The organism is Mesorhizobium sp. M0514 (assembly GCF_040321145.1).
Taxonomy (GTDB): domain Bacteria; phylum Pseudomonadota; class Alphaproteobacteria; order Rhizobiales; family Rhizobiaceae; genus Mesorhizobium.
In genome coordinates this window covers 39,634-63,231 of the sequence record NZ_JAMYQZ010000007.1, presented here as the reverse complement: position 1 = coordinate 63,231, position 23,598 = coordinate 39,634, and the positions used below count along the sequence as shown (strand labels likewise).

22 protein-coding genes and 1 riboswitch are annotated in these 23,598 nt (G+C 62.2%); of the genes, 12 read left to right on the top strand and 10 right to left on the bottom strand.

What is annotated here, in order from left to right; translation table 11 throughout:
* Positions 1-81 precede the first annotated feature (81 nt).
* The gene (locus NKI61_RS05160; protein WP_023688312.1) at positions 82-537 is read left to right on the top strand and encodes a YqfO family protein; all 456 of its coding nucleotides are present in this window, start codon (positions 82-84) and stop codon (positions 535-537) included.
* A 422-nt stretch (positions 538-959) separates the two neighbouring features.
* Entirely contained in the window at positions 960-1,127 is a 168-nt protein-coding gene (rpmG, locus tag NKI61_RS05155) for a 50S ribosomal protein L33 (RefSeq protein WP_006201775.1), read from the top strand.
* Between the two features lie 409 nt (positions 1,128-1,536).
* On the opposite strand, the gene NKI61_RS05150 is transcribed toward rpmG, so the two are convergent.
* A complete protein-coding gene (locus NKI61_RS05150) occupies positions 1,537-2,910 on the bottom strand; it encodes a PleD family two-component system response regulator (RefSeq protein WP_352653746.1) in 1,374 nt (457 codons plus the stop codon).
* Positions 2,911-2,935: 25 nt separating this feature from the next.
* On the bottom strand, positions 2,936-3,307 hold the full coding sequence (locus tag NKI61_RS05145) for a response regulator (RefSeq protein WP_023667574.1): 372 nt from the start codon (positions 3,305-3,307) through the stop codon (positions 2,936-2,938).
* Between the two features lie 239 nt (positions 3,308-3,546).
* Between NKI61_RS05145 and NKI61_RS05140 the strand changes: the two genes are divergently transcribed.
* Together NKI61_RS05140 and NKI61_RS05135 are read left to right on the top strand one after the other, a co-directional pair.
* The gene (locus NKI61_RS05140) at positions 3,547-3,846 is read left to right on the top strand and encodes a DUF3572 domain-containing protein (protein ID WP_352838953.1); all 300 of its coding nucleotides are present in this window, start codon (positions 3,547-3,549) and stop codon (positions 3,844-3,846) included.
* Positions 3,843-4,496 carry a hypothetical protein gene (locus NKI61_RS05135; RefSeq protein WP_352653743.1) on the top strand — a complete coding sequence of 218 codons (654 nt, stop codon included), beginning with the start codon at positions 3,843-3,845 and terminating at the stop codon, positions 4,494-4,496. Before NKI61_RS05140 ends, NKI61_RS05135 begins: the two co-directional genes overlap by 4 nt.
* 25 nt (positions 4,497-4,521) lie before the next feature.
* On the opposite strand, the gene NKI61_RS05130 is transcribed toward NKI61_RS05135, so the two are convergent.
* Both NKI61_RS05130 and NKI61_RS05125 read right to left on the bottom strand, forming a co-directional pair.
* Positions 4,522-6,033 (bottom strand): hypothetical protein, encoded by a 1,512-nt coding sequence (locus NKI61_RS05130; protein ID WP_352838952.1) that lies wholly within the window; start codon positions 6,031-6,033, stop codon positions 4,522-4,524.
* A gap of 99 nt (positions 6,034-6,132) precedes the next feature.
* On the bottom strand, positions 6,133-6,708 hold the full coding sequence (locus NKI61_RS05125) for a GNAT family N-acetyltransferase (protein ID WP_023821406.1): 576 nt from the start codon (positions 6,706-6,708) through the stop codon (positions 6,133-6,135).
* Between the two features lie 67 nt (positions 6,709-6,775).
* Here NKI61_RS05125 and NKI61_RS05120 point away from each other — a divergent pair, with 67 nt between their 5' ends.
* A complete protein-coding gene (locus NKI61_RS05120; RefSeq protein ID WP_352838951.1) occupies positions 6,776-8,104 on the top strand; it encodes a DNA polymerase IV in 1,329 nt (442 codons plus the stop codon).
* Between the two features lie 6 nt (positions 8,105-8,110).
* On the opposite strand, the gene NKI61_RS05115 is transcribed toward NKI61_RS05120, so the two are convergent.
* Positions 8,111-8,617 carry a hypothetical protein gene (locus NKI61_RS05115; protein WP_023681578.1) on the bottom strand — a complete coding sequence of 169 codons (507 nt, stop codon included), beginning with the start codon at positions 8,615-8,617 and terminating at the stop codon, positions 8,111-8,113.
* Positions 8,618-8,800: 183 nt separating this feature from the next.
* On the opposite strand from NKI61_RS05115, the gene NKI61_RS05110 reads away from it, so the two are divergent.
* A complete protein-coding gene (locus tag NKI61_RS05110) occupies positions 8,801-9,682 on the top strand; it encodes a DMT family transporter (RefSeq protein ID WP_023695433.1) in 882 nt (293 codons plus the stop codon).
* 12 nt (positions 9,683-9,694) lie between these two features.
* Here the strand turns inward: NKI61_RS05110 and NKI61_RS05105 are convergent, their stop codons facing one another.
* The 4 genes from NKI61_RS05105 to NKI61_RS05090 form a co-directional block, all read right to left on the bottom strand.
* Complete coding sequence (locus NKI61_RS05105) at positions 9,695-10,498, bottom strand: potassium channel family protein (RefSeq protein WP_023695434.1); 804 nt, start codon at positions 10,496-10,498, stop codon at positions 9,695-9,697.
* Positions 10,499-10,651: 153 nt separating this feature from the next.
* Positions 10,652-11,050, bottom strand: a complete 399-nt coding sequence (locus NKI61_RS05100; protein ID WP_023667583.1) for a nuclear transport factor 2 family protein — start codon at positions 11,048-11,050, stop codon at positions 10,652-10,654.
* 169 nt (positions 11,051-11,219) lie between these two features.
* The gene (gene dnaE, locus NKI61_RS05095; protein WP_352838950.1) at positions 11,220-14,747 is read right to left on the bottom strand and encodes a DNA polymerase III subunit alpha; all 3,528 of its coding nucleotides are present in this window, start codon (positions 14,745-14,747) and stop codon (positions 11,220-11,222) included.
* A gap of 253 nt (positions 14,748-15,000) precedes the next feature.
* Complete coding sequence (locus NKI61_RS05090; protein ID WP_023815379.1) at positions 15,001-17,013, bottom strand: acetyl-CoA carboxylase biotin carboxylase subunit; 2,013 nt, start codon at positions 17,011-17,013, stop codon at positions 15,001-15,003.
* Between the two features lie 237 nt (positions 17,014-17,250).
* Here NKI61_RS05090 and NKI61_RS05085 point away from each other — a divergent pair, with 237 nt between their 5' ends.
* The 6 genes from NKI61_RS05085 to NKI61_RS05060 all read left to right on the top strand — a co-directional run bounded on the left by NKI61_RS05085 (position 17,251) and on the right by NKI61_RS05060 (position 22,072).
* On the top strand, positions 17,251-18,378 hold the full coding sequence (locus NKI61_RS05085; protein WP_023681583.1) for an S-(hydroxymethyl)glutathione dehydrogenase/class III alcohol dehydrogenase: 1,128 nt from the start codon (positions 17,251-17,253) through the stop codon (positions 18,376-18,378).
* Between the two features lie 67 nt (positions 18,379-18,445).
* Complete coding sequence (gene gfa / locus NKI61_RS05080; RefSeq protein WP_023729860.1) at positions 18,446-19,015, top strand: S-(hydroxymethyl)glutathione synthase; 570 nt, start codon at positions 18,446-18,448, stop codon at positions 19,013-19,015.
* Positions 19,016-19,079: 64 nt separating this feature from the next.
* Positions 19,080-19,553 (top strand): YaiI/YqxD family protein, encoded by a 474-nt coding sequence (locus tag NKI61_RS05075; protein WP_023695438.1) that lies wholly within the window; start codon positions 19,080-19,082, stop codon positions 19,551-19,553.
* A gap of 21 nt (positions 19,554-19,574) precedes the next feature.
* A complete protein-coding gene (locus NKI61_RS05070) occupies positions 19,575-20,267 on the top strand; it encodes a DUF1345 domain-containing protein (protein ID WP_023688301.1) in 693 nt (230 codons plus the stop codon).
* Between the two features lie 136 nt (positions 20,268-20,403).
* Positions 20,404-21,279 (top strand): cytochrome b/b6 domain-containing protein, encoded by an 876-nt coding sequence (locus NKI61_RS05065; protein WP_352838949.1) that lies wholly within the window; start codon positions 20,404-20,406, stop codon positions 21,277-21,279.
* Position 21,280: 1 nt separating this feature from the next.
* Positions 21,281-22,072 carry a molybdopterin-binding protein gene (locus NKI61_RS05060; protein WP_352838948.1) on the top strand — a complete coding sequence of 264 codons (792 nt, stop codon included), beginning with the start codon at positions 21,281-21,283 and terminating at the stop codon, positions 22,070-22,072.
* Positions 22,073-22,223: 151 nt separating this feature from the next.
* Here the strand turns inward: NKI61_RS05060 and NKI61_RS05055 are convergent, their stop codons facing one another.
* Positions 22,224-23,225 (bottom strand): hypothetical protein, encoded by a 1,002-nt coding sequence (locus tag NKI61_RS05055; RefSeq protein ID WP_352838947.1) that lies wholly within the window; start codon positions 23,223-23,225, stop codon positions 22,224-22,226.
* Positions 23,226-23,424: 199 nt separating this feature from the next.
* Positions 23,425-23,511, top strand: a riboswitch (glycine riboswitch).
* Positions 23,512-23,598 lie beyond the last annotated feature (87 nt).

The following is a 23,598-nucleotide window of genomic DNA, read 5'->3' as shown; positions in this document are numbered from 1 at the left end:
CGTCGCCGCTGCTGACAGAACCGTGTCAGGAGACCTCAGCTAAAAGGGTGTCCCAAAAAACCCGAGTTTGAGGATACGGCGATGATCGACAGCGGCTTTGAAACCACATCTCTGCGCATGACGCTTCTGCTGCTTGTCAGCTTCCAGGCCCCGGCAGCCGATGTCGACCGCATCATGGACGCCGTGGTCGCGATCGCGCCGCTGGCAATGGGCAAATACGACCGCAACGCCTATCAAACGGCGCACGGCATCGAACGCTACCGACCGCTGGAAGGTGCAGCCGCCGGCGTCGAAACCGAACTGCGCCGCCGCCCCGGCACCGTCGAGGTCTCGTTCGAGTTGCCCGACGACCAGGTGCTCGCCGCCCGCGTCGTCGAGGCGATTTTCCAGGCGCATTCCTACCAGGAGCCGGTGATCCGCATCCAGCCGATCCTCGCCAGCCGCTCCAAGGGCCTGGACGACCGCGCCAATCCGAATCGCTGGTGGAACACCACCGGGGACTGGAAGAAAGCACTTCCAGTTAAGGAAGAAGCCTAGAAATTCGGCCCCGCTGAGGGGAAGCACCGGCCTTACCTTCTCCGTTGTGAGGTGAGAAGCGGTCCGTAGCGGACGAAAAGCCAATTGCGTGGTTTTTCGAGATTCGAATGCCCTGAGCCTGCGAAGAGTTGGGCGCGGGTGACCAATCCACCCTGCCGAACCAGCGCCGCTTCGCAGCGTCGCGGCATTCGCCGGCCTATAGCCATGCTGTCCGTCTCATCCTCAGCCTCCATCGGGCCGATGATAAAACCGGACAACTCATGTGCTACCTAATCCGGACAACTCATGTGCTTACGACACAGGCAAGGCGTCGGGCTTGACTTTCCGGGCACGTTCTTTATGTGTCGCGCCAAGTTTCCCGCGTCCGGGTGTTTTCCCCCGCTCCAGCGGCCAAAACCCCACGAACATAACGGACTGATACAATGGCCAAAGCCGCAAACATCAAGATCAAGCTTCTGTCGACCGCCGACACCGGTTTCTTCTACGTGACCAGCAAGAACAGCCGTACCAAGACCGACAAGCTGTCGTTCCGCAAATACGACCCGGTCGCCAAGAAGCATGTCGAGTTCAAGGAAACCAAGATCAAGTAATCTGGTTTTCATACGCTCTGTCAAAAGCGCCGCCCCTTCGGGCGGCGTTTTTGATTCAAGGCCCCGAAAAGCCAGAACCCTCCGCTGTTTGGCGCGAAGTGCTCATCTCATGTTTTGGCAAAAAAGGGGGCCGGTCGGCGTATGGCAGCGGTACGAGGAGGCCACTATGTGCCAGCGCCGGCCGGCCGACCCCACGGACCCAGGAGATGCGGCGGACCTGAGCATCATGGGGTATTCGGCGAAGCGATGCGGCTGTCTACCCTCGTGCCCGCATCGCCCTTGTTCTTGCACCGCACATTTGCGCACCAATGTTTGAAAATCAATAGTTTCTTAACCAAGCCTGCCGAATCGCTTGGATTAAGGTAAATTCCTAACCCTGTCCGATTGACTGCATAATCGGTGGTCTAGCCTACGCTGCCTTGGCGACGACCCGGTTGCGGCCGCCACTTTTGGCTTCGTAGAGCGCCACGTCGGCACGTTTCATCAACGCTGCGGCCGTGTCCGCGCCCTTCAGAACCGATGACACGCCGACGCTGACCGTGACTTCGATCGCCTTGCCGTCAGGACCGATGGCAAACGGCAGCTGGGCGATTTCGGCGCGAATGCGCTCGGCAACCTTCTCCGCCACCGTGCCGTCCGTGTCCGGCATCACAACGACGAATTCCTCGCCGCCGAAGCGGCAGGCAAGGTCGATGCCCCTGACGTTCTTGCGCAGCCGCCTTGCGAACTCGCGCAGCACATCGTCGCCGCCATCATGGCCATGCGAGTCATTGACGGTCTTGAAGCGGTCGAGATCGGTGATCATCACCGACAGAGGCCGCCGCCGCGCCACGGCGCGGTCGAACAGCGTCTGCAAATGGCTGTCGAGGTAGCGGCGGTTGTGCAGCCCGGTCAACGCGTCGGTCACCGCCATCTCGATGGTCTGGGTGACACTGGCGCGCAGCTGGTCGTTGTAGCGCTTGCGGCGCACCTGCGTGCGCAGCCGCGCCGTCAGCTCCTGCTGGTCGATCGGCCGCATCAGATAGTCGTTGATGCCGAGCTCGAGCCCGCGAATGATGCGCCCCTCCTCGCCGTCATCGGCAATCAGGATGATCGGCAGGAAGCGGGTGCGGTCAAGCGAACGCAATTGCGAACACAACCGCAGCGGATCGAAATCGGTAAAACCGGTCGAGATCAGCACGCACTCATAGGGCGCCTCGGCGGCTTGGAAGAAGCCGGCATGCGGATCGGTGGCAATGTCGAGCTCGGCGCTGCCGCGCAGCATGTTCTGGATGCGCTCGAACGACGATTTGCGCTCGTCGATCAACAGCACCTTCGGCGTGGCGTCCTCCGACGCGAAGCTGCGGCTCAACAGCGCCTCGATGCCGATGTTGCGGGTGGTCGATGCGCGCAGCCGCAGCTCGTCGGTCAGCGACTTCAGCCTGACCAGGCTCTTCACCCGCGTCATCAGTTGCAGATCGTTGACCGGCTTGGTGAGAAAGTCGTCGGCGCCTGCCTCGAGGCCGCGCACCCGGTCGGCAACATGGCCCAGCGCGGTCACCATGACCACCGGTATATGCGCGGTCGCCGGATCGCTTTTCAGCCGCTTGCAGACCTCGAACCCGTCCATGCCGGGCATCATCACGTCGAGCAGCACGACATCGACCTTGCCGTTTTCGCAGGTCTCGATCGCGTCCGGCCCGTTGGAGGCCGTCAACACCTCGAAATATTCGGCCAGCAGCCGAACCTCGAGAAGTTTGACATTGGCAGGGATGTCGTCGACGACGAGGATCCGCGCGGTCATGTCACAAGGGCTCCGGCTGAAGGCATCAGGCATCACCGAGATAGGATTTGATGGTCTCGATGAAACGCGGCACCGAGATCGGCTTGGAGATGTAGGCCTCGCAACCGCCCTGGCGAATGCGTTCCTCGTCGCCCTTCATTGCGAAGGCGGTGACGGCGATGACCGGAATGGAATGGAGGTCGTCGTCCTCCTTCAGCCATTTCGTCACTTCCAGCCCCGACACTTCGGGTAGCTGGATGTCCATCAGGATCAGGTCGGGCCTGTGCTGGCGCGCCAGATCGAGCGCCTCGAGCCCGTTGCGCGTGCGCACCGTTTCATAACCGCTTGCTTCGATGAGGTCGCGAAAGAGCTTCATATTGAGCTCGTTGTCCTCGACGATCATGACCTTCTTAGGCATCGATTTCCCATCCCGGCCAGGCTTCTGCCCGAAGCCCTGCCGCTATGCGCCCTTGTCGAAGCACACCAAACCCTCGCCCGCTCTTAAGGCAATATGATTGACGAAATGGAAACCCGAAGCGGCAAAAGCCATTCGGATTCCACCTCGAAAACCACATTGGATCGGGGCTGTGGCTTGCCGCAGGCGACGCTTGCGATTACTGCGGAAAAGAGACTCATTTCCGCAACGAGAAAGTAGTGATGGCAAACGCAGCGTCAATGCGCGAGGAAGCGGAAACCATTGCCGTGAAGGCACTGGGCTTCGTCGCCGCCGACCCCGAACTCCTGCCGCGCTTCCTGGCCATCACCGGCATCGAGGCGTCCGCCATCCGCCGCGCCGCGGCCGAACCGGGATTCCTTGCCGGCGTGCTGCAGTTCATCCTCGCCCACGAGCCGACCTTGCTGCGCTTTGCCGAGGAATCCGGCACCCCGCCTGCCTCAGTCGGCAAGGCTTTGCGCGCGCTGCCTCTTGGCGGCGACGACCATGAGCATTCGATATGAGCGACGATCCCGAGACGGCACGCCAGATCGCCGAACTTGCAGCCGACAACCGGCCTCTGCTGATCCTCGATGTCGACGATGTCGTGCTCGAATTCATCCGGCCGTTTCCGCATTTCCTGAAATCGCGCGGCTTCGGCCTGACGCTGGCCTCGTTCCGTCTCACCGGCAACATTGCCGAAACGGCGAGCGGCCGGCTGATCGAACAGCCGGAGGTGACGGCACTTCTCGGAGATTTCTTCGATACGCAGGCCGACTGGCAGAGCGTCACCGATGGTGCCGAACAAGCGCTTGCCAGCCTTGGCGACCGCGCCGAGATCGTCCTTTTGACCGCCATGCCGCACCGGCATCGCGCTGCGCGCCGCGCCCATCTCGATGCGCTCGGGCTGCCCTATCCGCTGTTGACCACCGAGATGGCCAAGGGACCGGCGGTGGCGAAACTCCGCGGCAAGAACGGCCGGCCGGTGGCCTTTGTCGACGACCAGCCCGCCAATCTTATCTCGGCGCGCAATTCCGTCGCCGACGCGCATCTCTTCCACCTGATGGCCGACAATTCGCTGCGCGCCTTCATGCCGCCGGTGCCCGACGACATCATCTCCGTCGAGGACTGGCGCGATGCCGCGCCGAAGATCGCGAGCGCGCTCGGGCTTTAAGCCCAAGCGCCTCCAAGCTTGGCGATCAAGGCTGCAGCTTCGCCCCTGCTCCGCCATTGTTGCCCTCGCCAGGGATCGCATCCTGATCGGTGTTGTCTTCCACGACCGGATCCGGCCCCTTCAGCATGGCGCCGTTGACCGTCACCGACCCATCGTGCCTGGCGTTGATCACCCATTCGATACGGCCATCCGGCAGCGTCTTGGCAAATCCCTTGATGGCCAAGGCGCCGGTAAAAGCCTGTGAGGCCTGCGGGTCGGTCTTCGCCGCCTCCTGCAGGCTTGCCACGATCTTGTCGTAGCCAGTCACGTCGATCGTCACGTTGGCATCGGGCTTCTTGTCGGGGAAGGTCATTTCGCCTTCCATGGCGACCTCAATGTCACCATTCTTGACCGTGCTGTGTCCAAGCACGAACTTTGGTGTCTTGGCCAAGAAATCGGCGGAAATCTCATCGCCGAAATCTGCCGGAAGCGGTGGATCCTTACTGAAATCGAGGGTTTCTATGGTTTTCCGAGCCATACTGTCGAGATCGATGTTGGCGCCGCCGAAATTCAGGTCGAGATCCGTCGGCAGCAACGCAACGGTCCAACTGGGCAGCATCTGCTGCGGTATTGTCAGGCCGGAAACCTTGAATGCGTAGCTGATCTTGCCGTCCTTGGTGATGCCGTCCATGCCGACAACGGTGTTCAGCTGCGCCGCGCCGAAATTGCCGGCATATGTTTCAATGGCAAGGTTTTTGAATGCGTAGGTCCCATCGATCCGTTCCCATAGCGGCAGCGCACCGAGCAGAAGCGTTTTGAACTCTGCTTGATCGGCCTTCAGCCGCGCCTCGTCCTCATGGGCGACGGCGAACGCCAAAAGATCCAGAAGCGGCTTGGTCTGAATGGCCTTAGCGGTCACGTTCACAGCGAGCTCCGGTGCCCGGAGCGCTGCGATTGACCGGTCATCGATTTTGACCGTTTCGACGAAGTCCGCCATCGCCTGTGTGAAATTAAGATCGACGCCGCCGTTGGCCGACTTGCTGGCGTCAAATTTGGAAGAGCCCAGCCCCACGCTCAAATCGGTCAATTGACTGACTTGGCGCGACGTCATCGTCATGCCCGCAATCGAACTGGTGCCGCTGGTAAATGCCGCCAGTTCCGGGTCATAGACGCCCGTGAACTTGCCATCCTTGACAACGATTTGCCCGGTGTTCAGGCCATTTGGGCCATTTACCTCGATGGACCCAGTCGTAGAGAAATCCGAGGCGACATCCCAGCCTCCGTCGCTGCGCGGTTTGATCCGCAGCGTGACGGGCGGGAAATCGAACCGCTTCAGATCCTGCTTCGGCATCTTCGCCACAAGCGCCTTCACATCGAAGGTGATCTTGTAGGCACCCTCCTCGGCTGAGATCTTCAAAATGCCTTCATTGAGCGCCTGTTTGCCGACATAGCGAGAGAGCTCATCGGAAAGTTGCTTGGCACCTTGGGCATCGACAGCCTGGCCAAAGGCAGGAGCGCTGAGGGCGAGAAGGAAAGCAAGCGGCAAGACACGGTTCACAAAATTCTCCATTTGACCAAAAAGGAACGCTTCGTTCGTCTGCTATGAAACCAACCTACAGCTTCCACAGGACATCAACAAACGCCGACGGGTAATTAACTACAACACCAGCCGCATCAGCGGCCGGCCGGCCTTGCGTTCGAGGAGCCGCTCGAAGCCGGCCTTTTCGAACACACGCGACGAGCCGACGAACAGCCCGATCGAACGCGAATCGCGCGACACGTCGATCGGACACGCCTCGACCAGCCGCGCCTTGTTCTGGCGGGCAAAAGCGATGCCGCCCTCGACCAGGCGGTGGCTGACGCCCCGGCCGCGCGCGCTGGCGCGGATGAAGAAGCAGGAGATGGCCCAGACGCCGGGATCTACGGCGTCGGTTGGATCGACCGGCGCCGAGCCCCTGCCCCGATTGTTCCATTCGGGCACGTCGGCGCGCGGGCCGATCTGCATCCAGCCGACCGCTATGCCGTCCTCGAAAGCCAAAAGCCCCGGCGGCGGCCCTGCGTCGATGCGCGCCTTGATATGATCCTTGTTGCGCTGTTTGTCGCTGGCCCGCCGGACCGCCGGCGCCATCCGGAAATGCGTGCACCAGCACCCGTAACAGGCGCCCTGCTTGCCGAAAAGATCCTCGAAATCCGCCCATAGGTCAGGCGCCAGCGGCGCTATGGTGGTGCTCATGAGTTCTCTCCCGGCTAACCGCTTGTGGCGGCTTCCGTCCTGACGTACCATTGCATCTGTTCTCTTTATGTTCGCAGCGATGGCGGCCCCTGTCAACAATCCCGAGCACGGTTTTTGCCGCGACTGCCTGACCTTTCAGCGCAGCGATACCAGGCGCTGTGAGCGTTGCGGCAGCCCTCGACTCACCCGCCATCCCGAGCTCTACCAGCTGCATCTAGCGCATATCGATTGCGACGCCTTCTATGCGGCGATCGAAAAGCGCGACAATCCGGCGCTGAAGGACAAGCCGCTGATCATCGGCGGCGGCAAGCGCGGCGTCGTCTCCACCGCCTGCTACATCGCCCGCATCAAGGGGGTGCGCTCGGCAATGCCGATGTTCAAGGCGCTCGAAGCCTGTCCGGAAGCGGTCGTCATCCCGCCCAACATGGAGAAATACGTCCGCGTCGGCCGCGATGTCCGCGCCTTGATGCAGGCGCTCACGCCGCTGGTCGAACCGCTCTCCATCGATGAGGCGTTTCTCGACCTTGCCGGCACCGAGCGCCTGCACGGCATGCCGCCGGCGGTGGTGCTGGTGCGCTTTGCGCAGACCGTCGAAAAGGAAATCGGCATCACCGTTTCGGCCGGCCTTTCCTACTGCAAGTTCCTGGCCAAGGTTGCCTCCGATTTCCGCAAGCCGCGCGGCTTTTCGGTGATCGGCGAAGCCGAGGCGCTGGGTTTCCTGGCCGAACAGCCGGTGACGCTGATCTGGGGCGTCGGCAAGGCTTTTGCCGCAACGCTCGAACGCGACGGCATCCGCAGCATCGCCCAGTTGCAGCGCATGGAGCGCGCCGATCTTATGCGCCGCTATGGCGTGATGGGCACCCGGCTCTACCATCTCTCGCGCGGCCAGGACGACCGCCGTGTCGATCCCGACCAGGATGCGAAAAGTGTGTCGGCCGAAACCACTTTCGACACCGACATAGCTGAAATGGGCGAACTGGTTCCAGTGCTGAGGGGATTGTCGGAAAAGGTCTCGGCGCGGCTGAAGAAGTCAGGCATTGCCGGGCGCACCGTGGTGCTGAAGCTGAAGACGCAGGATTTCAAGCTGCGTACCCGCAACCGCCAGCTCGGCGACCCGACCCGGCTGGCCGACCGCATTTTCCAGACCGGGCTCGAGCTGTTGCGCAAGGAGGCGGACGGGACAAAGTACCGGCTGCTTGGCATCGGTGTCAGCGATCTCTCGGATGACGAGAAGGCCGATCCGCCCGATCTCGTCGACGTCGGCTCGCGCAAGCGCGCCATGGCCGAAAGCGCCATCGATACGCTGCGCGACAAGTTCGGCAAGAAGGCGGTGGAAACCGGCTACACCTTCGGCAAAGGCCGCAACGCCAACCCGCCGGAGCCGATCGAGGAGTGAGACGGCTTAGATACGCTTGAGATCGATGCGGCTCGTCACCACGTTCTTGCCGGTTTTCGGATCGACGTCGGTAACGGTCAACCGCATTCCGTCGCCGCTGGTTTTCTCGACCGTCAACCGCGCCTTACGATCGCCATTGACCTCCGCCGCCCAGCGAATGCCGAGACTGATCGCGTTGCCAGAACGGCTGCCGGCGAGCTGTGCCGGCCCGGTGCGCGACCCGACATAGACGCCTGTATACTTCGCCCCGCGGGCCTTCAGATTGGCGCTGATGGCGCGCGTCACCACGACAAGACCACGGCAATTGCCGTCAAGCGACAATGAGCTCGAGGTCGCGTCGGAATTGAAGGTGCAGGACACATTCACCGTCGGTGCGTCGGTGGTGACCTTGACTGTCCCCTTGCCGGAGAAATTCCCTTGCAAGGAGCTGAGAAAATTCGCCTCGTCGGCATGGGCCGCGGCGCTTGCAGTTAGCAGGCAGCCGGCTAGCAGAAACCGCGCGAATGATTTCATCGGAATCTCTCCCCCCTTGATGTTTAAGAAACGATGCGTCCAGCAATTGGCCAATACCGGGAACCAACGCCTGCCGTTGCGTCAGGTTCCACTTCCAGCATGGCTGTTTTGCAACGGGTCTGGCCCAGTCGAATGCGTCGCCTAGCGGTTGCGATGGAAGCCCCGGCTTGCGACATAGCGCCTATGGCACCTTCCCCATCGATCCCCAAAGCCGCGTTCTGGATGGCGCTGTCGATCGCCTCGTTCCTGGCGATGTCGGTCGCCGGCCGCGCCACGACCGCGGAGCTCAACGTGTTCCAGGTGCTGGAACTGCGCTCGGTGATCGGCTTTTTCATCCTGCTGCCGCTGGTGATTGTGAGCGGCGGCTTTGCGGCGATGCGCACGCAGCGCCCCGTCGCCCATCTCGCCCGCAATGTCATCCACTATACCGGCCAGGCGGCATGGCTTTACGCATTGACACTGATCCCGCTGGCCGTGCTGATTTCGATCGAATTCACGACGCCGATCTGGACGGCCCTGCTGGCGGTGGCCTTCCTCGGCGAAAGGCTCTCCCGACCCAAGCTGGCGGCGATCGCGCTGGGGCTGATCGGCGTGGTGATCATCGTGCGGCCCGGCGTTGGCGCCGTCGATCCGGGGCACCTGATCGTGCTCGGCGCCGCTGTCTGCTTCGGCATTTCGGTGGTCATGGTCAAGTCGCTGACACGCACCGACAGCGTCGTGCGCATCATCTTCTGGATGCTGATCATCCAGTCAGTGGTCGGCCTGATCCCGGCGCTTTATGAATGGCGCAACCCACCGCTCGAACTCTGGCCATGGATCCTGCTGATTGCCTTCACCGGCATGTCTTCGCATTTCTGCATGGCCCGCGCACTCGCCTATGCCGACGCGACCGTCATCTCGCCGATGGACTTCTTGCGCGTGCCTTTATCGGCGCTGATCGGCTGGCTGCTCTATAGCGAGCAGATCGACGCCTTCACCGCCGGCGGCGCCCTGCTGATCCTGCTGGGCAACCTGCTCAACCTGCAGCGCAAGGCGCCGCAACCAGCGGAAGTGGCTACGTCATAGCACCGCCGCCAATCAGCTTCCTTCGTCGGGGATGTTGAGGAGATGCCCGCAGGCCTTGCAATGCACGGCGTCCGGTTCGTGCCGCTGCAGGCCGCATTGTGGACAGGGAAAGAGCACCTTGGCCGGTCGGAAGATCGCTGTCGCCAGCCTGACGAACAGCGAGATGCCGATGATCATGGTGACGATTGCGGTCAGCTTGCCGGCAATTCCCGGCAGCACGATGTCGCCGAAACCGGTCGTCGTCACCGTGGCAACGGTGAAATAAAGCGCATCGACATAGTTTTCGAGGCCGGCGCCGGAGCGGAAGAAGAAGGTGTAGACGAAACCGGTGATGACGAAGAGAAACGTCAAAAGGTTGATGACCGCCTGGCTCGCCTCGCGCCATGGCCTTAGCCCGCGCATCTCGAAATGCCGCCACAGCGAGCCGCTGCGCGACAGCGACCACAGCCGCAGGATGCGCAGGAACGCCAGATTTGCCAGCGCCGTCGGCATCAGCAGCGTCAGAAGGATGAAGACATCGACCCAGGATGTCGGCTGTTTCATCAGCCGCAGCATGTCGTTGGAGGCTAACAGCCGGGCAATCAGGTCGGCGGCGACCAATGCGGCGACGGTATAGTCGAGCCACAGGAATGACGGCTTGTCCTGGAGCACCGGCGTGGCAACGAAGAAGGCGATGATGGCGAGGTCGATGATGACCGCCACCAGCTGAAACCGGAACGCCGCCGGCGTGCGTCCGTGATAGAGCTTGCGCAGCCGGTCACGCAGCCGCGCCATCGCTGAGCTTTGCTGCAATCCGTCCTTCTCGGCTGCTTTCATCACCAAGTGCGTAACTGTCCCAGCCGGGGCCGTCTAGAGCATGATCCCAAAAAGTGGGTGCCGGTTTTTGGAAAAGATCATGCTCCAACAAAGGGTTAGATCATGATGAGATTTCAACCAAATCTCATCATGATCTAGTGGCCCCGGTGACCGTCAGCCCTCCACCACCTTGCCGTCCGGCCCGACGAGGCGCCAGGCCGAGGCGGTGTCGTAGACGAACCGCTCCTCCGCAATCCGGTCACCACGCCAGCGCTGCAGGGCCACCTCTTCCAGCCGGCGCACGGTGCCGGCCTTGTCGACACGGTCGAAGGTCCAGCGGATGGCGACATTGTCGCCATCGACCAGGAATGTCTGGACAGGATGGGTGTGCATCTTCTCGATCCGGTCGAGTGCTGCCTGCTCATGCGCCATCAGTGTTTCCTTGCCGCGCCGCGGGACGCCGAGATTTTCCTGCATGGTGGCATCGTCATGGTAGAAGTCGGCGATCGCTTTGACGTGGCTGCCTTCGACCACCTCCTTGAGGAAGGCTTCGACGCGTTCGCGGCTGGGCATGATTGTGCGTTCCTGTGAAGTTTCTGCTCAACGCATGTGGTTCAAAGGAAGGTCAGGTCAACCACGCCCCGCACGCTGGCCCTATCGGCTGCAATGTCAGGCCCAGAGCATCTTTATGCCGTCATGCACTGGCCGACGTCGATGGGATTGCCGTGTATATCAGCGCAGCCTAGACGAGCTCGACTTCGACCACACCCGGCACCGCGCGCATGGCCGACGCGATCTGCGGCGAGATGCGGTAGCGGTTGGGCAATTCGATCTCGATCTCGCCCTGCGCCTCTTCTTTGATGACGATAATGCTTACCTGACTTTCCCCACGCTGGGTAAGCTGCGATTGAATCGCCGACGCAGGCCCGTCATTTCGAACGAAGATGCGCAGCGCCTTCTGGATACGGCTGGCCTCATCCTCCAGCGACTGCACCGTCTGGATGCGCAGATTGACCCCTTCGGGCCTATCCTCGGCGGAAACGGTGATCACCACCGAACGTCCGGGCTCGAGCAGATCGCGATACTGCGCCAACCCTTCCGAAAACAGCACGGCTTCATATTGGCCAGATGTGTCGGAAAAGGCGATGACGCCCATCTTGTTGCCGGTTCGGGTCTTGCGCTCCTGCTTGGTGGTGACGGTGCCGGCGAGCCGGCCCGCGGCGGCACCGCGTTTGACCGCAGCCGAGAACTCGCCCCAGTTCTGCACGCGCATCTTCTGCAGGGCCGCCTTGTACTCGTCGAGCGGATGCGCCGAAAGATAGAAGCCGACGACCTGGAATTCACGGTGCAGCCGGTCGGCGGCAAGCCACGGATCGGTCTGCGGCAAATTGAGCGCCTGCTGCTGCGCGCCGAGCGACGCGCCGAAAATGTCGTGCTGGCCCGAAATGGCATTCTGCTGCGCCAGCGAAGCCAGCCCCATCATCCGTTCGACGCCGGCCATCATCTGGGCGCGGTCGTGGCCGAAGCAGTCGAGCGCGCCGGCCATGATCAGGCTTTCGAAGACGCGCTTGCCGACGATCTTGGGATCGACCCTTTCACAGAAATCGGCGAGATTCTTGAACGGCTTTTCGCCGCGCATGGCGACGATGTGCTCGACCGCAGCGTCGCCGACGCCCTTGAGGGCCGCCAGCGAATAGTAAATGCGGTTCTCGCCGACCTCGAAATTGCGGAAGCTGGTCATCACCGACGGCGCCACCACCTCGATGCCGAGACGCAGCGCATCCTGGCGGAAATCGGCGAGTTTGTCGGTATTGCCCATGTCGAGCGTCATCGACGCCGCCAGGAACTCGACGGGGTAATGCGCCTTGAGATAGGCGGTCTGGTAGGACACGACGGCGTAGGCGGCCGCGTGCGATTTGTTGAAGCCGTAGTCGGCGAACTTGGCCAGAAGGTCGAAGATGAAGTCGGCCTGCGGCTTGCCGACGCCGCGTTCGACCGCACCGGTGACGAAGCGCTCGCGCTGCTTGTCCATTTCGGCGCGGATCTTCTTGCCCATCGCGCGACGCAGCAGATCGGCTTCGCCGAGCGAATAGCCCGACAGTTCCTGCGCGATCTGCATCACCTGTTCCTGGTAGACGATGACGCCTTGCGTCTCCTTCACCAGATGGTCGATCTTGGGATGGATCGATGCCATCTCCTCTTCGCCATGCTTTCTGGCGTTGTAGGTCGGGATGTTCTCCATCGGGCCGGGACGGTAGAGCGCCACCAGCGCGATGATGTCCTCGATGCAGTCGGGCCGCATGCCGATCAGCGCCTTGCGCATGCCGGCACTTTCCACCTGGAACACACCGACCACTTCGCCGCGCGACAGCATGGCGTAGGTTTCAGGATCGTCGAGCGGGATCGTCGCCAGGTCGATCGCGATGCCGCGCCGGCGGATCAGCTTCACCGCCGTCTCCAGCACCGTCAGCGTCTTCAGGCCGAGGAAGTCGAATTTTACCAGCCCGGCCTGCTCGACATATTTCATGTTGAACTGGGTGACCGGCATGTCGGAGCGCGGATCGCGGTACATCGGCACCAGTTCCGACAAGGGCCGGTCGCCGATCACGATGCCGGCGGCGTGCGTCGAAGCGTGGCGGTAGAGCCCTTCCAGCTTTTGCGCCATATCGAGCAGCGTCTGCACGATCGGCTCCTTCTCGGCCTCCTCGGCAAAGCGCGGCTCGTTGGCGATGGCATCCGCCAGCTTGACCGGATTGGCCGGGTTCTGCGGCACCATCTTGGAGAGCTTGTCGACTTGGCCGTAAGGCATTTGCAGCACGCGGCCGACGTCGCGCAGCACCGCGCGCGCCTGCAGCGTACCGAAGGTGATGATTTGTCCCACCTGGTCGCGGCCATATTTCTGCTGGACGTAGCGGATGACCTCTTCGCGCCGATCCTGGCAGAAGTCGATGTCGAAGTCGGGCATCGACACGCGGTCCGGATTGAGGAAGCGCTCGAACAGCAGCGAGAAGCGCAGCGGATCGATATCGGTGATGGTGGTGGAATAAGCGACCAGCGATCCGGCGCCCGAACCACGGCCCGGCCCGACCGGAATGCCTTGCGCCTTCGCCCATTTGATGAAGTCGGCCACGATCAGGAAGTAACCGGGAAATTTCATCTTCTCGATGATGGAGAGCTCGAAATCGAGCCGCTCGCGGTATTGTTCGACCGTGTAGCCGGCGGTGGGTCCATGCGCCGCCAGCCGGGCGTCGAGACCTTCATGGGCCTGCCGGCGCAGTTCATCGGCCTCCGCTTTCAGCGCCACCTCATTGTCGGCGACATCGCCGCCGGTAAAGCGTGGCAGGATCGGATTGCGGGTCTTGGGATAATAGGAACAGCGCAGCGCGATCTCGACGGTGTTGTCGATCGCTTCCGGCAGGTCGGCGAACAGCCGCGCCATATCCGCCTGGCTGCGCAGGAAATTGTCCGAAGTCAGCCGGCGACGGTTGTCGGCGGCAACCACCGAACCCTCGGCAATGGCGATCAGAGCATCATGCGCGTCATAGTCGTCGCGGGCGGCGAAGAACGCCTCATTCGTGGCGACCAGCGGCAGATCATGGATATAGGCAAGGTCGACCGATGATTTCTCGATAGCGCGGTCATAACCGGAAACACGGTCCAGCTCGACATAGAGCCGGTCGCCGAACAGCGCCTTGAGTGCCAGAAGCCGCGTCTCGGCAAGATCTCGGCGATCCTCCTTCAGCGCCCGGCCGATCGGGCCGCGCGGCCCGCCGCTGAGGCAGATCAGGCCATCGCTATGGCCTTCCAGCATTGCTGACGTCAGATGCACGGGCTCGCCCGGCGGCGTCTCCAGATAGACCTGGCTGACCAGCCTGACGAGGTTGCTGTAGCCGGCCTCGGTGGCGGCGAGCAGCACCACGGCGTGCATCTCCGGACCATGGCGGCGGCGGTCGCGCTGCGCGTCGCTGGTCTCGCCGGAAAAGGCGAGATCGATCTGGCAACCGATAATCGGCTGGATGCCTTCCTTCACCGCCTTCTGGGCAAATTCCAGCGCGCCGAACAGATTGTTTGTGTCGGTGACTGCGATTGCCGGGCACTCGTCCTTGACGGCATGACCGACAACGGCGGCGACCTGCAAGGCGCCCTCGAGCAGCGAATACGCCGAATGCACCCGCAGATGGATGAACGGCCGCGCCGGCGCCTCCGGGCGCGCAGCAGCGAGCGCTGCTTCGCGCCTCAGGGGATCGCGTGGAAGTTTGTCATCCGCCATGATGTTTCAAATTGCTCGAAGGGCTTTGAGTCGATGGAGATGTATTGTCCCGGACCGGGCGATGCCAGTCCAGCACAAATGACCACCGACCACAGGCTTCCGTACCCAGCCGCACGGCTCAGAGATTGTTTCGAAATTCGAGTCATATGATGGTGGTTCCGAGAACCGGAGCGCAGCGGCCATTGGTCCGTGAGCACGGGAAGCGCAGAAACCACCTTCAGATGGCCGCCGGAGTAGAATTTCCAAACAATCTCTAGGCGAACTCCATGATCACCGCATCGACAGCCAGGCTGTCACCCGGCTTGGCGTTGAGCTTCGACACGACAAGATCGCGGTCGGCGCGCAGCACGTTTTCCATCTTCATCGCCTCGACCACGGCCAGCGTCTCGCCGGCCTTGACCTCCTGCCCCTCGGCAACCGCGATCGACACGACCAGGCCCGGCATCGGGCAAAGCAGCATCTTGGACGTGTCCGGCGCCACCTTCTCCGGCATCAGCCTTTCCAGCTCCGCCGTTCGCGGCAGCATGGCGCGCGCCGTCACCGACATGCCCTTCCAGGCGATGCGCAGGCCGTTCGGCAGCGGCCTGATCTGCGCCGTGACCTTGCGGGCACCGACAGTGCCGCGCCAGATGAGGTCGCCCGGCCGCCAGTCGGACGCCACGGTCAGCGCTTTGCCGCCATCGACCGACAGATCGATTTCCATCGGAATGGAGATCATGCCCTCGATGATCGAAGCCTGGAGATAGTCGTCGCCGAGCTTCACCACCCAATCGCGCTTGAGTGCGCCCGAATGCGGCGCCAGCCGCCCGCCCAGCCGGTCAAGCCGATCGCGGCGCAGAAGCTCGACCGCGGTGGCGATCGCCGCCAGCACTGCCTTTTCATCGCCATTGGGCACGATCGGCGCGAAGCCGTCAGGATATTCCTCGGCGATGAAGCCCGTCGATATCCGCCCCTCGCGCCAGCGCGGATGCTGCATCAGCGCCGCCAGGAACGGGATGTTGTGCTCGATGCCGTCGACGACGAAACTGTCCAGCGCTTCCGACATGGCATCGATGGCCTCGATACGCGTGGGCGCCCAGGTGCAGAGTTTTGCCACCATCGGATCATAGAACATCGGAATCTCGGAGCCTTCGGTGACGCCGGTGTCGTTGCGGATGACGACATCGCCGAACGTGCCCTCCTCCGGCGGCCGGTAGCGCGTCAACCGGCCGATCGAGGGCAGGAAATTGCGATAGGGATCCTCGGCATAGAGCCGGCTTTCCACCGCCCAGCCGTTCAGCGTGACGTCGCTCTGCTTGATGCCGAGCTTTTCGCCGGCGGCGACGCGGATCATCTGCTCAACCAGGTCGATGCCGGTAACAAGCTCCGTCACCGGATGCTCGACCTGCAATCGTGTATTCATTTCAAGGAAATAGAAGTTCTTTTCAGCATCGACGATGAACTCGACGGTGCCGGCGCTCTGGTAGTCGACCGCCTTGGCCAGCGCCACGGCCTGCTCGCCCATCGCCTTGCGCGTCCTGGCATCGAGGAATGGCGACGGCGCCTCTTCCGCCACCTTCTGGTTCCGACGCTGGATCGAGCATTCGCGCTCGCCGAGATAGAGGGCGGTGCCATGCGCGTCGGCCAGCACCTGGATTTCGATATGACGCGGATCGACGACGAACTTTTCGATGAAGACGCGGTCGTCGCCGAACGAGCTTTTCGCCTCCGAGCGCGCCCGGTCGAAGCCGTCGCGCACTTCCGACTGGCTCCAGGCAATGCGCATGCCTTTACCGCCGCCGCCGGCCGAGGCCTTGATCATCACGGGATAACCGATCTCGCCGGCGATCTTTTCGGCATGGTCGGCATTTTCGATGACACCAAGCCAGCCGGGAACCGTCGACACCTCAGCGGCCTTGGCGAACTTCTTCGATTCGATCTTGTCGCCCATCGCCTTGATAGCCTTGGGTTTCGGACCGATGAAGACAATGCCCTCAGCCTCAAGCGCGTCGCAGAAGGCGGCCCGCTCCGACAGAAAACCGTAGCCGGGATGCACGGCCTGCGCGCCCGTCTCCTTGCAGGCAGCGATGATCTTTTCAGGCAGAAGATAGCTTTGCGCGGCAGGCGATGGCCCGATATGCACGGCTTCGTCGGCCATTTCGACGTGCACGGCGTCGCGATCGGCGTCGGAATAGACCGCTACGGTGGCAATCCCCATCCTGCGCGCCGTCTTGATGACGCGGCAAGCAATCTCGCCGCGATTGGCGATCAGGATTTTCGTGAACATCGAAGGCGTTTCCTCGGTCTTTCGTCCTTCTTATGGGCTTCGGCAGCCGGGCTCAAGCACCGCCGGCAGCGCACCCATCAAGACACTCCCTGCCCGCCAGGGCCGTGCCGAGGGGCGAAGGTTGGGCTCGCCGACGACTGGGCCAAGATTTGCGCCATATTTGGTCGCCAAATCGGGTTGAAACAGTATAAAAACCCTGAAAGCCTGAAGACCAATCGCCTTGGGAGGAATTGCCTAATGAAAACCCGCGCCGCTGTCGCTGTCGCCGCCGGAAAGCCGTTGGAAATCATGGAGGTCGACCTCGACGGACCGCGCGAAGGCGAGGTGCTGGTCGAGATCAAGGCGACCGGCATCTGCCACACCGACGAGTTCACCCTGTCGGGCGCTGATCCCGAAGGCCTGTTTCCGGCAATCCTCGGCCATGAAGGCGCTGGCGTTGTCGTCGATGTCGGCAAGGGCGTCACCTCGGTCAAGAAGGGCGACCACGTCATCCCGCTCTACACGCCGGAATGCCGGCAGTGCCCATCCTGCCTGTCGCGCAAGACCAATTTGTGCACCGCCATCCGCGCCACGCAGGGCCAAGGCTTGATGCCCGATGGCTCCTCGCGCTTCTCGATCGGCAAGGACAAGATCTTCCACTATATGGGCTGCTCGACCTTCTCCAATTTCACCGTTTTGCCCGAGATCGCCGTCGCCAAGGTCAACCCGGACGCGCCCTTCGACAAAATCTGCTACATTGGTTGCGGCGTCACCACCGGCATCGGCGCGGTCATCAACACCGCGAAGGTCGAGCAAGGCGCGACTGCTGTCGTCTTTGGTCTCGGTGGCATCGGCCTCAACGTCATCCAGGGCCTGAAGCTCGCCGGCGCCGACATGATCATCGGTGTCGACCTCAACAACGACAAGAAGGCATGGGGCGAGCGCTTCGGCATGACGCATTTCGTCAATCCGAAGGAGATCGACGGCGACATCGTTCCTCACCTCGTCAACTTGACCAAGCGCGGCGCCGACCAGATCGGCGGCGCCGACTACACATTCGACTGCACCGGCAACACCAAGGTGATGCGCCAGGCGCTGGAAGCCTCGCATCGCGGCTGGGGCAAGTCGGTCGTCATCGGCGTGGCCGGCGCCGGCCAGGAGATTTCGACCCGGCCGTTCCAGCTGGTCACCGGCCGCACCTGGATGGGCACCGCCTTTGGCGGCGCACGCGGCCGCACTGACGTGCCAAAAATCGTCGACTGGTACATGGACGGCAAGATCCAGATCGACCCGATGATCACCCATTTGCTGAAGCTGGAAGACATCAACAAGGGCTTCGACCTCATGCATGAGGGCAAGTCGATCAGGAGCGTCGTCGTTTATTGAGGAGAAGAAGCCGCCGACCGAAGGGCCAGCGACTGTAGTTGCATGGGTTCAACAAGGGAGGAAGATAATGCCTGAGAAACTGCATCCGAAAATCGACAATGGCCTGCCGAAGGAAAGCGCAAGCTTTGCCGGCGGCACGCTGGTCTGTGCCTGCACCAGCAAGCCGGTGAAGGTGAAGGTCAAGGGCCAGATCGCCCACAACCATGCCTGTGGCTGCACCAAATGCTGGAAGCCTGACGGCGCGGTGTTCTCGGTCGTGGCCGTAGCCGGCACCGGCGATGTCACAGTCACCGAAAACGGCGACAAGCTGAAAGTGGTCGACCCCTCGGCACTTATCCAGCGTCACGCCTGCACCGGCTGCGGTGTCCATATGCACGGACCGGTCGAGCGCGACCATCCGTTCAAGGGTCTGTCCTTCATCCATCCCGAGCGCTTCCAGGAAGACGGCTGGTCACCGCCGGGCTTCACCGCTTTCGTTTCGTCGATCATCGAATCCGGTGTCGACCCCAAGCGCATGGACGGCATTCGCGGCCAGTTGAAGTCGATGGGCCTCGAGCCCTATGACTGTCTCAATCCCGGCCTGATGGATTACATAGCCACCTGGACGGCGAAGAAGTCGGGCGCGCTGCCGGCCTGACGGTACGAGATTTCTGGCATGGGGCCGGGTAACATGCCGGCCCCATGTCCGTTTTGGAGAGATAATGCCCGCACCCGCCATCTACGTCGACGCCGACGCCTGCCCGGTGAAAGCCGAGGTCGAGAAGGTCGCCGAGCGCCATGGTGTCGTCGTCACCTACGTCTCCAATGGCGGGCTGCGTCCGTCGCGCGATCCGATGATTCGCAACGTCGTCGTCTCTAAAAGCGCCGATGCCGCTGACGATTGGATCGTCGAGAACGCAAAACCCAACGACATCGTGATCACCGCCGACATCCCGCTTGCCGCTCGCACCGTGGCGCTCGGCGCGCATGTGCTTGGGCCAACCGGCCGGCCGTTCACGCCGGAGACCATCGGCATGGCGGTTGCAATGCGCGATTTGAAGCAGCATCTGCGCGAAACCGGCGAGAGCAAGGGCTACAATGCCAGCTTTGCGCCACAGGATCGCTCGCGTTTCCTGGGTGAGCTCGACCGTATCTTGCGGCGGGCTCTGAAATCCGTCACACCCGACCAGACGTGAAGCATCATCCGAGGTCGGGCTATGGCCGACACATCGCCGAATAACCCCTTGCAGCGGCACAAGCAGTTCTTTGTGTCGCTAGCCGTCGGTCTGGTCGTATTTGCCGCGGTATTGCCTTTGATTGGATCGCTCCCCGTCTCCACGCGGCTTGCCTATTCGATCTCGATTGCCGCCGATTCCTTCTTCGTCGTCTTCATCGCGCTCGTCATCGCCAAGATGCCGCTGCTGTCCGGCCGCTATCTCAGCAAGAACGCGCGCGAACTGGACCTCCCAGTGCTGGGCATCTTTGCCATCACGCTCGGCATCGTCGCCATGGCCATTGTCCTGCTGTTCCTTTTGATCAATCACAAGGATCGCGACCCCATCGAACTCGGCTTCGCCATGCTGTCGATCCCGCTTGGCTGGTTCACCATCCATGCTATGGCCGCCCTCCACTATGCGCATGTCTACTGGATGGACGGCGACGCGATCGATGCCGAAACCAAGAAGAAGATACCGGTCGGCGGCCTCGATTTTCCCGGCAGCAAACGGCCGGACGGTTGGGACTTTCTCTATTTCGCGACGGTGATCGGCATGACCGCGCAGACCGCCGACACCGCGATCACGACCTCGCATATGCGCCGCGTGGTGCTTGTCCATTCGATCCTGTCGTTCTTCTTCAACGCCGTCATCGTCGCCGCCGTCGTCAATCTCGCGGTGAGCCTCGGCAATTGAGTATCCGTGCCCGCGATAAACCCGTGCCCGTAATAAAAACGTGACCGCATGAAACATCGCTTTCGATAGCGACGTATTGGGAGGACAAGGACGAGCGCGGCCATCCCAGGATCGCGCAGCCGGAGGCGAGGAAAAGATGGAAACCATTACCGTGAGTCAGCCCGGCGCAGGCGTCGATGCCGCCTCAACGAAGGATGCGACGCTGATCTACCGGCAATCGCGCTGGACGCGTCTGACGCACTGGCTGTGGGCCATTTCGCTGTTCTTCATGCTCTTGTCCGGCCTGCAGATCTTCAACGCCCGCCCGCAGCTCTACATCGGCAAGCAATCCGGCTTCGGCTACAACAACACTGTCTTTGCCATCGGTGCCGAAAACACCGCGACCGGCCCGCGCGGCTACACCGAAATCTTCGGCCATCGCTTCGACACCACCGGCGTGCTCGGCTGGTCGGGCCCGGCCGGGCAGCAAACGTCGCGTGCCTTCCCGTCCTGGGCGACAATCCCGTCCTATTACGATCTCGGCACCGCCCGCGTCGTGCATTTCTTCTTCGCCTGGATACTGACAACCACCTTGGTCGTCTGGCTGGTCGCCAGCCTGGTCAACGGCCATCTGCGCCGCGATCTGGCGCCGCGCCTTGACGATCTCAAGCGGCTGCCGCAGGACATCATCGAGCACGCCAAGCTCAGGTTCCACCACACACGCGAATACAACACGCTGCAGAAAATGGCCTATGGCGGCGTACTGTTCGCGCTGTTGCCACTCATGATCATCACCGGCCTTGCCATGTCGCCGAGCATGAACTCGGTGCTGCCCTGGCTCAACGAACTGCTCGGCGGAAGGCAGACGGCGCGCACCATCCATTTCACGGTGATGGTGCTGCTGGTCGGCTTTTTCATCGTCCATATAATGATGATCCTCGCCGCCGGCCCGATCAACGAACTGCGCTCGATCATCACCGGCTGGTACCGCACCGATCCGCCAAGGCATGGCGACACCGAGAGGAGTGCGTGAGATGGCCAAATTCCAGATCAGCCGCCGAAAGTTCCTGACGGGCGCCGGCCTCGGCGTTTCCGGCATCATGTTGTCGGGCTGCGATGCCTTCGACAGCCAGCTCGGCATGGGCGATGGCCTGCGCAGTTTCCTCGAAAACGCCAATGGCCTGACCTACCGCGCGCAACGCTGGCTTGCCGGCCGCGATGCTCTGGCGCCGGAATTCACCGAGGCCGACATCCGCCAGCCGCAGCGGCCGAACGGCGTCACCGCGCCCGAGGATGACACCTACAAGGGCCTGCTCGCCAACAATTTCGCCGACTGGCGGCTGGAGGTAACGGGCCTGGTCGAAAAGCCGCTGTCGCTCAGCCGCGAGCAGTTGGAGAACATGCCGAGCCGCACGCAGATCACCCGCCACGACTGTGTCGAAGGCTGGAGCTGCATCGCCAAATGGACCGGCACCCCGCTGTCGCTGGTGCTCGACCAGGCTGTGGTCAAGCCGCAGGCCCGCTATGTCATGTTCCACTGCCTCGATACGATCGATCGCAGCCTCTCCGGGGAAATCAAATATTACGGCACCATCGACCTGATCGATGCCCGCCACCCGCAGACGATCCTGGCCTACGGCCTCAACGGCAAGCCGCTGCCGGTCGAAAACGGCGCGCCGCTGCGCGTGCGCGTCGAACGACAGCTCGGCTACAAGATGCCGAAGTATCTCTACAAGATCGAGCTCGTCGACAGTTTTGCCAATATTGGCGGCGGCCGCGGCGGCTATTGGGAAGACAATGGCTATGACTGGTATGGCGGGATTTGATAGGCCTCGCATTCTGACCGAGCACGATCTGACTCCGACGAACCGAGCTTGCCTGAGGAAGCCGGTTTCGAGGGCGTGGCCGAACTTGGCGATTGGCCTGAAGACACTCCAATATCGTCCTCTGCAAAACGGTCGCAGAAAACGGCGCGGCTTAAGCAACCTTGTCGAGCAGCGGCTTGAGCGCCGGATGTATCTCGGGCGAGGCGAGTTTGATCAGCGTCAGCAGCGCGCGTTCATTGTCACGCAGCGGGCGGTCGGTGCCGATGCGATCGGCCAGCCATTTCGCCTCGCTGGCGTCGATCGTCTCGGCGCGGCGCGCGAGTGCCTCGGCGGCACGGTTCTTCGAGTCCCATTCGGCCTCGATATCGCCGGGCGAACGATAGGCTTCCATGATGCCGGCCAGTCCGCCCGACACCATGCGGCTGAAGAAGCCACCAATTTCGGGCTCGGCCTGGTCCAAGAAACTGTCACGACGCAGCGCCACATCGCGCGTCGGCGCTTCGTAGCCGGCCGAACACATGACGAAATTGGCGAGCGCCTTGACGAACAGGTCGTTCCAGGACGGGTCGTTGTGGGCCGCTGCGGTCTGCTCGTTGATCTGGAACAGCACCTCGGCCTCAACCCGTGTGATGGCAATGTTACCGTCGCCGCCATAGGCATGGAGAATGCGGCGCAACAGATCGACCTCTGCCTTGGCGACCAGCCCGGGAACCAGCGCCCCGCCGAGCATCAGTGGTCCCTTGCCGTCGACCACCGCGTTGGCGACCTGCTCGAGCGCGTAGGCGGAGAGCCGGCCGGGCGATGATTTCGCCCTTTCCAGCACATGCACCAGCAGCTCCAGTTCGGTCACACTGTCGACCATTCCGTCGCGCGAGATGGTCTGGATCAGCCAACCGGCATTGTCTTCAGAGATATAGCCTGCCGGCTTTTCCTGGTAGACGATGTAGTCGGTAACGGCCTCGACGAAGAATTCAGGCCATTGCGGGCATTTGTCCGTCGCTGTCGCATCGAGCGCGAACAGTGCTTCAGCCTCGCCGCGCGTCACCACGCCGTCAGCGAACACTTCGCGACGCAGCATGACGACATCTTCCGCCGTGATGCGGTCCTTCGAGGCCAGCCCCGCCACCGGCGCGCTCCCGATCCGTTCGCCCATCTGTCAATCCCCATCCGCCGTGCCCAACGCAATTGCCGGCCAAACCGTCAGCCCAGAATATCGCCATTGTCTTGAAAAACCGGCAAACGGCGTGGTTAGCGAAGACTGTAAAGACGACGCGCTTTACGTGTCGCTGGCAGGTGACAAGGTGTCGCCGACAAGCTATGGATGGCGCGTCGAGGGCTTAAGTTTTGAGTCCTACCTGTTTGCGGGAGAGAGCAGCGCGAGCTGCCGCCGAAGGGGAAATCGCCCGAAATCTCTCAGGCAAAAGAACCGTAGACGGGAAAGACACTCTGGAAAGTCGGGGCTTGCCCCCGCGCCGAAGGTGTAAGCGTCGCCGACAGAGTTCCGGTTGCGCGAGTCTCTCAGGCTT